This window comes from Halomonas sp. SH5A2 (genome assembly GCF_014263395.1).
GTDB lineage: Bacteria > Pseudomonadota > Gammaproteobacteria > Pseudomonadales > Halomonadaceae > Vreelandella.
Genome location: NZ_CP058321.1, coordinates 3,557,015 through 3,569,330, shown reverse-complemented (window position 1 = coordinate 3,569,330; position 12,316 = coordinate 3,557,015). Strand labels below are relative to the sequence as shown.

Annotated in this window: 10 protein-coding genes and 1 tRNA gene; 1 reads left to right on the top strand and 10 read right to left on the bottom strand. The window is 47.0% G+C overall.

Annotation, left to right across the window (positions count from 1 at the left end; translation table 11 throughout):
* Window positions 1-15 precede the first annotated feature (15 nt).
* Window positions 16-92 (top strand) — tRNA-Arg (locus HXW73_RS16405).
* A gap of 250 nt (window positions 93-342) precedes the next feature.
* Here the strand turns inward: HXW73_RS16405 and HXW73_RS16400 are convergent.
* The 10 genes from HXW73_RS16400 to HXW73_RS16355 form a co-directional block, all read right to left on the bottom strand.
* Window positions 343-1,323 (bottom strand): hypothetical protein, encoded by a 981-nt coding sequence (locus HXW73_RS16400; protein WP_186254096.1) that lies wholly within the window; start codon window positions 1,321-1,323, stop codon window positions 343-345.
* Between the two features lie 347 nt (window positions 1,324-1,670).
* On the bottom strand, window positions 1,671-2,081 hold the full coding sequence (locus HXW73_RS16395; RefSeq protein WP_240538663.1) for a transposase: 411 nt from the start codon (window positions 2,079-2,081) through the stop codon (window positions 1,671-1,673).
* A 759-nt stretch (window positions 2,082-2,840) separates the two neighbouring features.
* Window positions 2,841-3,653, bottom strand: a complete 813-nt coding sequence (locus HXW73_RS16390) for a hypothetical protein (protein ID WP_186254095.1) — start codon at window positions 3,651-3,653, stop codon at window positions 2,841-2,843.
* Window positions 3,654-4,094: 441 nt separating this feature from the next.
* Window positions 4,095-5,114: a UvrD-helicase domain-containing protein gene (locus tag HXW73_RS16385; protein WP_186254094.1), complete on the bottom strand. Its 1,020-nt coding sequence runs from the start codon at window positions 5,112-5,114 to the stop codon at window positions 4,095-4,097.
* A 10-nt stretch (window positions 5,115-5,124) separates the two neighbouring features.
* Window positions 5,125-6,695, bottom strand: a protein-coding gene (locus tag HXW73_RS16380) for an IS3 family transposase (protein ID WP_446718977.1) whose coding sequence is annotated in 2 segments (ribosomal slippage) — window positions 5,125-6,242 and window positions 6,242-6,695 — 1,572 coding nt in all. Because the reading frame shifts where the segments join, the coding sequence is not laid out codon by codon here.
* 57 nt (window positions 6,696-6,752) lie between these two features.
* Complete coding sequence (locus HXW73_RS16375; RefSeq protein ID WP_186254093.1) at window positions 6,753-7,394, bottom strand: hypothetical protein; 642 nt, start codon at window positions 7,392-7,394, stop codon at window positions 6,753-6,755.
* Complete coding sequence (locus HXW73_RS16370; protein WP_186254092.1) at window positions 7,379-7,720, bottom strand: nuclease-related domain-containing protein; 342 nt, start codon at window positions 7,718-7,720, stop codon at window positions 7,379-7,381. Before HXW73_RS16370 ends, HXW73_RS16375 begins: the two co-directional genes overlap by 16 nt.
* Window positions 7,721-8,164: 444 nt before the next feature.
* Window positions 8,165-9,601, bottom strand: coding sequence for an IS1182 family transposase (locus tag HXW73_RS16365; protein ID WP_186254091.1), 1,437 nt, complete (start codon window positions 9,599-9,601; stop codon window positions 8,165-8,167).
* Window positions 9,602-10,045: 444 nt separating this feature from the next.
* The gene (locus tag HXW73_RS17930) at window positions 10,046-11,269 is read right to left on the bottom strand and encodes an ABC transporter substrate-binding protein (protein ID WP_186254090.1); all 1,224 of its coding nucleotides are present in this window, start codon (window positions 11,267-11,269) and stop codon (window positions 10,046-10,048) included.
* Complete coding sequence (locus tag HXW73_RS16355) at window positions 11,262-12,305, bottom strand: CobW family GTP-binding protein (RefSeq protein WP_186254089.1); 1,044 nt, start codon at window positions 12,303-12,305, stop codon at window positions 11,262-11,264. The genes HXW73_RS17930 and HXW73_RS16355 overlap by 8 nt, the downstream gene beginning before the upstream one ends.
* Window positions 12,306-12,316 lie beyond the last annotated feature (11 nt).

Below are 12,316 nucleotides of genomic sequence, written 5' to 3'. Positions count from 1 at the left end.
GGATACGCCCCCTAAGCGCCCGTAGCTCAGTTGGATAGAGTATCGGCCTCCGAAGCCGAGGGTCGCAGGTTCGAATCCTGCCGGGCGCGCCAAATTGTAATAAAAGGGGTCTGCGAGAAATCGTGGGCCCCTTTTTTGTTTTGGCTGATATCGGCCATGAGCGGTCTTTCAGTTAAATCTAATTTAATTCCACTAAGCACGCACGGTTTTTGTATAGAGGTGAGCTAAAATTTAAAGCCCTCGCCATAACTAGCGAGCGCAGCTGGCACCGCTAAGGGCTGGTGAGGAACGAACTGGCCCGCGGGCGAGGAACGAGCCGGAGGGGGGTGCCACTTTTGATTATTAATGGAGGGGGCACCTTTTGATGTTCCATGCATACTCAAGGAATAAATGCTCACCATTGCGGATTGCTTCTTCACCCAAAATGCGGACTCTATCACTTGGAGAAAAGTACCCTAATGCACGAGTCCAATCTTTCATCATTTTGATCATTTTTTCGTGACTCGCATTAGCGATTGTTTTTTCAGTATAAACATCTCTTAGTTCTTGCAAGAACTTATCGACAAACTCATCCTGTATTTCAGCTTCTAATATACCTTTACTAGCTTCTATCAATTTTGACCTAAGCAATCTGATTTTATCATCTTTACTTAATTTTATTTTACCCAACTCTCCTCCTTTTGAAAAATCGATATCAATAATTTTTTGAAGGTTAAAAACGATGCTATTAACCGAACTAAAGTCAACAACCCTTTTGCACTTAGTCCAGTTAAGGTAATAACTCACCCCAATCGAATCTGAAGTCAGATATGAAATATACTCTCCAACTTTATCTACTTTCAAATTTTTATTAGCGTGCTCTAAAATAATCATGTCTTTTTCTTTAACCTTTTTTTGCCAAGACAAGCTTGAAGGCATAAAGGACTTCACGAAGTCTGGCAAAAAATCGAGTCGCACAACATAATCGTTTAACACCTCTCTATCAATAATATCTATTTCGTTCTCTATGATGTGCGTTGAAAGAGGATTATCAACGTTCACTTCGGTAATAAAAACAACTTTATTATCACTTCTAACTATTACACAAGGAAGCTCTAACACATTTAAAACACTTCCACTTTTTCTTAAGCTTTCGGCATACTCTTTCGCTGCAGCTAATGAGCTAAAAAAACTATTAGGCTCGTATTGTATTACCCAAGTCGAGTGCCACGCATTCCTCCCTTCACGCACGTGGTAAATTTTACCCACTGAAACGCTTTTAATAACCGCCTGCCCGCTGTGGCGATACTTATTCAAGGTCCTGTATTTTACTTCTCTATTCATAGTCCACTCCCTTATTTTTTTCTAACTTACTCTAATAAAAACTTATTTTAGCTCGCTACCTCCACCACAGCGAGATGCTACCAAGTTAGGTTTTAGAACAACTTATTCTTGAATCTTACGCTACTCGACAAGCTCAGCCTCGGCCAGTAGCAGACATTTAGGCGATTCTGATGTAACGAGGCTGTAGAAAAACCCGATTTCGAGCCACGTCTATCGCCTGTCGTCCTAATTTTTTGGCTCAGCCAGTCATCTGGCTGAGTCATCCTAATATCGGCATTCAGCCACTAAGGTGTGCACCTAATGCCCGTTAAGAGGGCTATTTTGCGACATACTCCGCTCCTCGCCTTTCATGACGCGGCCAAATGACCATAATTCGCTAACTTCTCAATATTGTGCACCATACAGTAGAGCTTCCACTGACCTTGCACCTTCTTCTTGCCCCGCAAGCTGAAGCGGCTCAGTCTCTTCGTCGTGCCAATGTTACCGAACACAGGTTCTACTACCGACATGCGGTGGCTGTAAATTTCTTTGCCCTTGGGGCTATCCACTCGGTGCTTCATCCAGTCAGTGTAATTGGGTAAGCGATTGTTATCGATAATAAAAGATACTTGTCGGCCAGCGCCGTTGCGATGGTCGGCCGAGCTTGGGTTCTGCATGCACCGGTATTTTTTTGGACAATGCCGACATTGCAGCAAACGCCCTTCAAAGTGCACCCGGCTTTTGCCATTGTCGGCTTCCCGCTGCCCTCGATAGGTCAACTTTTCGCCAGTTGGACAGATACACGTTAGCTTTACAGGGTCAAATTGGAATGCGCTAGCACAATTGACGTCAGTATCTTGTAGGCAATTGATGCTGCCATGCCCACCAAACTGGTGATAAACGCAGTTTTCAGTCCATCAAGGAGATTCGTGATACTGGCATCGATGGCATCGCTGCTGCTGGCATCAAAACCCATCAGGCCAATAATGATGCCGGTGAGGTGCCCAAAATTCCGAGCGAAGTGAGAAGACTTGGGGTGTAAGTGGTGAGCTTTCTAAACCAGCCGACCAAATACAGTACAAAACACACAATCCCAACCAACAGAATAGTGCCAATAAATAGATCAGTTACATTCTCTGCCGATAGCGTCCTGAGCATCCAAGCCAGACTGTCTGAAAAAGCAAACATTAAAATTTCCTGAGAATAGGTGTGAAGACAATAATTTTGTGTAATTCAGTCATGTCAAGCAGAGGAGGCAATGCCGCCGTAAAGCTGATCATAGAAATTTGGCCTGATAATTTGATCAGAAAACTTGCGACTAGCATTTTCATCGCCATAGTACCTGAGCAAACGAGAGTAAAAAACAGGTAGAACCTCGTAGATGTACCTTAATCCAGAATCACTATCTTTCACTGCTTCACACATCATTACAATATCTAAGCATATTTCTTGTGATCTATATCGAGTGTGAGCATTTCTACTTTTTATTCTTCTTAACCACCTTTTAGAGACTGAGCTTTGCCCTACACAATCTGCAACTATAAAACATGTACTTTGAAAAAAACTTTTGCCAACTGCTCAATACTACTTGGTAGAACTTTATTTTCACGATAGTGGCACACAATTAATTCATGAAGACGCGCTTCGACTTCATGTTCTGAAAACCAGTAGCTTGCAAGCCTATCTATAAAAGGGCCTTTTCCTTCAAAAATAAGATACGCATTGAGCAGTTTTTTATCAGATATATCGCCCATCATTTTAATTGTATCTAAATACTGTAAATAGTGAATATGTTCATGTGAAACGATTGCTTTCACACTTTTTTCTTCAAGCTTAAACCCGGCTGGGCTTAATTTTAACTCGGCTATTCCTTGCCAGAAACCTGCTTCTATCGGACTAAACGCACCATATGTATCTTCACCACCCCACTTAGAGCTTGATTTATTTGCTTTAACAATAGCGATAATTAAAAGAGCAATAAAAATTAATGGAGACATTATAATTAGTAATAATATAAAAACAAATCTTAAAAATAAATTCATTACAAAAAAAGACTTTTTAACATCTAAAAAACCTGTTCTAGCATCTCTCCATATATCTTCTAGCAATAAACTCGCCTCATTGTTATAAATGCATAGCATAGGTTTTTTGCTAAAAAGTATATAGTCTAAACTTTGCTTTACGGCCCTAAAAAACTTCTTATACCTATTTTGCTTAACAACTTTAAACCTTGAATTTAGAGTATTACATTCTAATTTTCCGGGAGGGAAATCACCGAAGTCATCTCTCAACTGATCCTCGCAAGTTTTTATAACACCTATATCAACAGTATTACCTTTTTTAACAAACATTTCTTTCCTTTACATTTTGGTCGGGTAAAGTAGGTCAGGCGCGAAGGTGATAGATGGGCATTGCAAATGCATATGCCGGCAATCCGTACAGTTAGTGATAGTAAGGCTTCCAGTGATCATGCACCATGACGACCCGCACAAAGGGAAGAAAATCAATGATATCCAAGGCCTCCTGCCCCCGTTTGGTATGAGGCACCAACCAGATCGAGGCTTCATTCGAGGCGCTATGAAGCCAGTCCAGTAGCACTTGCCGCCAATCTGGATGCCAGTCTCGTCGGAATGAATGTCTGCTTTGGGTCGTGTTCTGCCGAAGCGCATACATCAGCATAGGCTAAACCTCTTCTATCGGCCAGAAGCGGACGTTCAGCCATAGCTGATTAACGCCGCGCTCTGCGGAAAAATTGTCCGACAGCAGCGCTTTGTTAGCTTTATTTAGCGACGTCAATTAATTGCGCCTTTCAGAAAAGAAGAGCACTTATTGTTACTCCCAACATCAAAAATCACGAGATTTTCAGATGCACGCGTTATCGAAGTGTAAACTATTTCTGCGTCATCATCCTCGCCCATTACATAAAAAACAGTTTTTGACTCAAGCCCCTTATAGCTATGAATAGTCGAAAGCTTCACTAGTCCACTATTTGCGTAAAAATGATTCTTCTTTGCCCGTCTTACCCTATCAATATCTTCTTTGTTTTGTTTTATGAGGTTGCTTATTTCATTCTCGTCTAATGTCTTTAAATCCCCTACACTCATGTTTGTACATGTTGCAAGTTCTTCATAGGTTTCAAACATACAGTGGGTTTTCTCACCTTCTATCCATAACTCATTTAACTGCCTAACCAAAGATATTTTCGAAGATAAAACAACCACATCATTCGGGTGCAAATCGTAACTTTTGATATAGCTCTTTATAGAATCAAAAACTGATTTTTTCCAATCGCCGGTTGTAGTCGCTTCATATTTTAGAAGGCTAAACCCTATGCCCATTTGGGCTGGGCTTACATCAGTAATTTCTATATCTGAGTGCTTCTCAACCAGGAATTGAAGTTGAAAATCTTTAAATAACTGATTCAAAGGGGAATCTAGGTTTGTTCTATAAGAGCGAGTAAGCTTAATCCAGCGCCCAAAACCTTGGGCTATAACTGGAGCCCTAGCAAAATCCCTTTGATAGATATTCTGTGATTCATCTCCGAATAGGATCATTTCTCCATCTTGTCGGAGGAAGTTATCACGTATAATTTTTACCCACTCTGATTGATAATCTTGTATCTCATCAACAAGGATCGTTTGATACTTCGGCACTTCTACATCTTGAAAAACATCAATAAAATACAGCCTATGAATTCCGTATTTTTCGACTAACTCACCGAAATCCTGGCCGCTATTATTGACTTGTGAATTGAAGAATTGGTGATAATTTGAAATTTCAAAGATACGGTGATTTTCAACCCAGTTGTCCAAATAGCTGCCTCTAAGCAGCCTGTTTATTACGCTCGACTTCCTGCAGCTTGCCAGGGTTGAGCGCTACCGAACCGGGTACTTCCCAGTTTCGTGTGTTGCCTGACCAGCGCTGTGGATGTCGGCGCTTAGCTCTTTCATAAACCGCTTTGCGATGCTCAAGACGTTCTCGGTCGGCACCTTGATGCCGATCAGCGGGCGTCACGTACCGAATGCCACTGTGCAGGTGCTGTTCGTTGTAAGCGCGTTCGAACGTCAGCATCCAGTCACGTACCGCGTTCAGCGATGCAAAGCCCTTTGTGGGCCACGCTGGACAATACTTGACGGTGCGGAACAACGCTTCCGAGTAAGGGTTGTCATTGCTCACTCTCGGTCGACTGTAAGACATCAACATCCCCAGCTCTGTTAACCTCGCTTTAAGCGTATAAGACGTCATCGGTGCGCCGTTATCCGAGTGCAGCACTGGAGGCTGGTGCCAGCAGCCTTCGCGCAATAAAGCGCGTTCCAGCAGGTGTTTCGCTAACTCGCCTGATTCCGCCTCGTGGACTTCCCAGGCGATGATTTTGCGACTGTAGATATCCATGATCAGATAGAGATACCAGTGCTGGCCACGCACAACGGAAGAGCAATAGCTGATGTCCCAGCACCAGACTTGGTTGGGTCCGGTTGCTGTGAAGCTCGTCGGCTCAGGCACTGGGCGGCGTGGCTTCATTCGCCCTCGATGGTGCTGCTGTTGGTGCTTTTTCAGTACCCGGTAAAACGACGACTCGGAAGCCAAGTAGACCCCTTGATCTGCCAGTAACGGCACGATCTGAGACGGTGGCAGGCTCTGATACTCGGAGCGATTGCAGGCACTCAAAATAGCCTGTTCCTCCTCGTGAGTCAGTTGATGCGGCTGACTGCCTTGTACCGCGTGTGGGCGCTGATCCTCAGCCACCGCGCCACACCCAGAACGCCAGCGTTTCAGCGTGCGCTCGCTCACGTCTATCATCGCCGCTGCTTGATAACGGGAAGCGCCCCCGGTGACCGCTTCATCAAACAACGTAATGAGCCTTGCACGTTCCTCAAGAGGCGTCAGTCGTCCTCGCCGCTGTTCGGGTCTTCGCCGTACAAGGCGTCGAGCTTTTTTGAGAGCACCAGTAACGATGTCGTTTCCGCTAGGGCTCTGTCTTTGCGACGCACTTCCGCTTTGAGCTGTTTGATCGTCTTACGGTCTTGTTTACGCTGCTTTTGTGCCGTTTTTTGCTGGTCTTCTTGTTGGCCAGCGCCCTGGAGACAAGCGGCTTTCCACTGTTGGATCTGCTCGGGAAACAGGCCTTTTTCGCGGCAGTAAGCACCAAGCTCTGTTTCTGACAGGGTGGCGGTTTCGATGACCACGGCAAGCTTGGCGTCAGGCGACCACTCGTTGTCGCTTTGGGTGTAACCCGGCACAGGCACTCCTTTTTCTCGACACTGTTTTAACCAACTATACAGCGTCGCGTCAGAGATGCCTTCTTCAGTGGCGACAGATACCACACTGCGATTATGGGGTGGCAACAACTTTTTCAGTACAACAGCTTTACGCTCTTTAGAATAACGTGGCACACGCGCTCCATGCCGCTCCCTCTGGATTTGATTTAGGCGATATCGCCAACCGGACAACTAGGCTGACAGAGGGGGGATAGAAAAATCTCTATTTCCCTGAATATCACTAATCTTATCTCTGATGTAATTTTTTAGCGTAATGTTAAATGTCAATAAAAGAACAGTTGAATTGTGCCTTTGAGAAGCGTTTATAGCGCGCTGAGCTAAAATGGATGTTTTTCCACATCCAGCAACACCTTTTATTTTTCCTTTTACATTTTCGCTGTTCGTTAGGGATAACTGTTTATTATCAAATTTTATAACCACGCCTTGATTTAACGTGTGTTCTGGTGGACTTAACCTACGTTTAAAATCCCGATAAACATTTTCATCAAATAGAACATGTTTAGAGTTTTGCTTGATTTTTTTTACCAGATTACCCAGTCGATCACTACCAAAGGACATGCTCTTATCTCTTTGAATATTGTGTTTTTTCCGAGCCAAGTATTCGCGTTTTTTTTCGTATGATTCAAAGGCCAATTTCTTTTCTTGAAAAGCCTCGTTTAGTCTCGACTGTTCCTCTTTCTGTCTTTCTTCTGCTGGGAAGTATAGCGAATCAATCGCGCTTTTATCTGCACCATGAAAATATACGAAACAATGAACCAGATTATAAAAGTTGGGGTTTGTGAGTCTTGCTATGCCGACTACTGGTAAATGCAAATCGTAAAGGTTTTTTTGTATCGAAAAGTCTGAGATTGAGGCGATGCTCTGCTCGATGATTTTGAACCATCAAAAACCTCCCACTTATTATTGCCTGCTATTTTATAGCTTTTTAAATCCCAGTCTTTAACTTCAATGATGAAAGCAGAGCAATGCTCCTTCAAAATTATAATATCTGGTCTATCACCATCCAAGTAGGGGTTAAAAAAAACCTCATAAGCATCATCAAGATGATCTTTGAGAAAATTTATCAAATCCCACTCCCCCGGAGTTGGCGGAACTTTAAGGCGCTGAATGTTTTCTATGTCAGGGTAAATAACAGCCATTTATCCAACCACTAAATTTTGTGTTCGTAAGTTTGGGCATAAAACCGAAAACTCGTAAAAAGCTAACAGATGTTTGATAGCGCGCTCGTTTATTGATTTGAACGAGCGCGCGTCCAAGAATGTTATGCCGCTCCCACGCAGGCGCCCTAAGGCTTAGATATGGAACAATTACGTACATAACACCAATCATCGTGCCGGCGGCATAACACGAATGGACGTGCCTGCTGCCTTTGCTGACACGTCGGCTTTGGGTCCTGGCCGTGTGAAAACATAAAAAATCTGGTCTGGCTCAAAATCGGCACTTTCAGCTTCTTGTTGGGCCCACACAAGCCATTGTTTGGATGATGACCGACTGATGCTGTTGTGAGATATGGAAATCATGATTCCATCAGAAAACCCATATCTTTCCCTGATGGCCCTTTAAAACATGGGGCAAAAGGGCTGTTACGCCCTTGTAGCTGTCATCAACCCATTGACTCCCAATATCTTTATGACACGCTTAAGATTGTACGCCAACACATAAAGGCTCATTTCCGTGCTTACATTTCTGAGCCGCTTTGTCGTGAAGTGCGTCGCGCCCATCCAAGCTTTAAGCGTGCCAAACGGGTGCTCTACCGTTTGTCGCCTCAGTCGCATCATCTCTGGACTCCAATCGAGACGTGACTGCGCGGCTTCAAGCACATCTTCGTGTTCCCAACGCTTGATCCGCCTCTGCTTGCCAGTCGTGCATTTTTCTTTCATATCGCAGCTTGCACATGCCGAGCTCCAGTAAGCATGCAGCTTCATCCCTTTTTCTATCGTTTCATAACGCCATATCAGTCGCTGTCCAGCTGGGCAGGAATATTCATTGCTTTCAGGGAGGTATCGAAATGCGCCTCTTGGAAAACAGCCCTTTGCCTGGCTTGGCGATGTCAGCGGCTTGGGGAGGTAGGTAATTATCCCTTCCTTATGGCAGGCCAGGATTTCGTCGCCCTTGAAGTAGCCTCTGTCAGCCACGACCTTCAGCTCCTTGCTGCCAGTGGCCTCCCGCGCTTGCTGGGCCATGTTAAAGAGCTGCCCCCGGTCATGGCCGATGTTGGTCACCTCGTGGGCCACAATCAAATGGTGCTGGCTATCGACCGCAGTTTGCACGTTATAACCCACATTTCCGGTACCTCTGCCGCTGGTAGCCATCGCCCTGGCATCCGGATCCGTCAGGGATACTTGCTGATCGGGAGACTTCAGTCTCTCTTCTTCAACTGCGTGTAACCGTGCAGTTTCTTCCCGTAGCTTCGTGATTTTTTCCTTCAGATGCGCTGTCTTGGCCTCGGCCAAAGCAGGCTCATCTCGATCGGCTGCATCAAGCTGACCAAGGTACCGATTGAAACTTTCTTCGATCTGCTCAAGGCGACGCTTCATCTTGGTCGCTGTGAAATTGCGGTTGCGGTTGTTGACGGCTTTGAACTTACTGCCATCGATGGCCACGATGCCTTGGGAGAACAGTTCCAACCGGCGACAAAGTACGATGAACTCTCGACAGACACGGCGGATGGCCTCACCGTTGTCCTTTCGGAAGTCCGCTATAGTCTTGAAATCCGGCGTAAGGCGCTCGGTCAGCCACATTAGCTCGACATTGCGCTGGGTCTCTCGCTCTAATCGGCGACTTGATTGAATACGATTGAGATAACCATAGATGTAGAGCTTCAAAAGAATAGACGGATGATAAGCCGGTCTCCCGGTGGAGTGCGGATCAACACCTTTGAAGCCCATCTCTTTAAGGTCGAGACCTTCAACAAACGCCTCAATGGCACGAACCGGGTTATCCTCTGCGATGAAGTCATCCAAAAGCGCAGGAAATAGCGTGCTTTGGTCTCTGGCCTCGCCTACCACGAATCGCTTCATCACCATTTCCTCTAGGGATCTTGGCAAAGTATAGCGGGCACTACGTTTTCACACAGCCTCGGCCGTTTTCTGCCCCTACGCTCTACAGCTATACATCACGTTTTACTTCCCTAGCTTGATGATGCCCCTCAATTCTCTACTGAATTTAGCCTAGCACAACCTGGCTAAGCAAGATGAGGTTAGTAAGCCTTTCTTTCAACGCTTTTTCGTGGCGGGCTTGATTAGGACTTATAACATTTTCCAGCGTTGTCGGGTGTGCTGCAGGAGCAGTACTACTTAGATGATAGCTGGTAGGTGGAGACACAATGCTGAGCAAACAAGAACCCCGTGTAAGCTCGTGAAAGCCAAGAGACGGGGTCATGTTGCTTATGGCCATCACGCTGTTAGCTGACATTGTGGGGGAAACGGGTGAGAAGTGGCTAAATGTTAGTTCAAGCACTGGCCTTAAGCCGACATAAAGTCGTTCCAGCGCCTTACCAAATAGTTATGCTCATCCATGACGGTATTCCACACCGCGATGCGGCTCATTCTTGTCTGGTAGTCTCCGCCGTCGCGGATTTCGCCTCGATGAATCAGATCAGAGGTGCTATCGGGGCCTGGAAGGTTTTTGGAGGCAGGTTGGCCGCCATACCAAAAGTCCCACTCCGCAGCGGATAGGTGAGGGCGGGTCAGTTCTGGGGTAGAAATGTAATAGCCTTGGCGGGCCATGACGGCACCGGGCCATCCAGAAATCCACCAGTTGAGGTAGTCATAAGCAGCATCTAGCGTGCGCCCTTTCACATGCCGTGAGATTGACATGCCGCCGTACCAAGCGCGATAACCCTCTGTAGGCGCCGCCATACGTACCTTGATGTTGCGTTTTTTGAGGTCAGTCATGGCGGGCGACCAGAGACTTTCGATGCCGACCCTGCCGCGAACCATATCTGAAGAGGCTTGGTCCTGGTTGCTCCAGAAGGCGCGAAAGTGTTGCTGACGCTTGAGATTGATAAGGCAATCAATTAGGCAGTCGATTTCTGCCACGCTCAAATTACCAAGGTCTTCGAACTCGACCAGCCCCGCTGCTTTGGCGGCCAGTGCGGCGTCAATGGCGCCGATGGCGCTGTCATTTTGTAAGCTGACCAATCCTTTCCAGCGCTTATCCAACAACCAGCTCCAGCTCTCTTGGTTGATATCCAGCCCTTTAGGGAGCATGTCCATACGATAACCGAAGCTGTCCACATTGTGGCTAACCGGGAGCATGGTGATATGCCCGCTTGGGCGAGAGCCGTAACCGCCATCGGGTTGGACGTAGAGTAGGTCGACCGGGTTACTGCCTGCTCCGAGGGGCGCGTGGGGCGTTAGCCTACCTGTCTTGGGGAGATCATTAATCATGTCCCAGTGTTTAATGCGATCCACCTGAATGGGTTGAATCGCATTGGCGGGCCATACAAAGTCTACGTTGTGAAACCATTGATCATAGATATCGAAGCTGTCGGGGGTTAGAACCCCCGCTTGCTGGGCGGCAACGCCATCGAGTACCTCGAAGGTAAGACGAATGCCCAGGTCTTCCCTGGCACGCTTACGAATACTTTCAAGCAGTGTCACCGAGGTGCCGAGTACCCTTAGGGTGACGGGGCCACGATTCACATAGGGCGCGGCACGCTCTTTGGGTGATGCAGCTTCATGCATGGAATATCCTGGGGCTTGGGTGGTTGCTAACGGCCTTCATGAAGGTCTCCAGCGAGTCTGTCACGCGCTTGGCGGTGATGCCATGAGTGATGAAAATCAGCTCCGAGATACGGTCGTTGTTAGGCCAGTCGCTTACGTGCTCCGGTGGATGAATGGTGTGCTGAACACCGTGTATGATCACCGGGCGGGTATCATCTTTGACATGCAATATGCCTTTGACTCGCATGATTTGACTGCCATGGCGATTGAGCAACATTGAGAGCCAAATACCGAAGCAAGTCCAGTCCACTTCGCCATCAAAGCAGAGGCGAAATGACTGAATATCCCCCAGATGATTAACCGCTTCAGGCTCTGGCGGTTTTCGCCAGGGGCCAAGCCATGTTTTTACCTCTGAGTAGCTGTATTGGTCAATGTGAGGGCCGCTACCGAAGAGCTCATCGCTGGCCTGTTTTAAGGCTTCCTGCCCCAATTGCTGCGCGGCCGGGTTGATGGTGTCAATCAGGCTCTGAACCTCATCAAGCTGGGCTTGATCGACCAGGTCGACCTTACTGATGACGAGTTTATCGGCCACCGCAATTTGAGATTCCCACACTGGCTGGAGCTTGCGGCTGGCGGTGGCGTTGAGGGCGTCGACCAGAGTGAGATTTGTGCCTGGGCGCAGGTGATGGCGTAGCACTGGATCCGCGGTGATCGTTGAGGCGATGGGGCCGGGGTCGGCCAGGCCAGTGGTTTCCAGGATGATTCGTTTGAAGGGCGGAATCTTACCGTTCTGCCGCTGTGACATCAGGCGTCTTAACGCATCAGACAGCTCGCCACGGATGGTGCAGCAGACACAGCCACTGGAAAGCAGCACAGCATCTTCGGCGATTTCTCCCAACAGGCGGTTGTCTAGGCCCACGTCGCCAAATTCGTTGATCAGCACGGCGCTGTCGCCGAAGTCTTCGCTGGCCAGTACCGATTTGAGCAAGGTGGTTTTGCCACTGCCCAGAAAGCCGGATATCACGTGAACCGGTAGCAGCGGCGTCTCGTCATTCATTGATCGGCTCC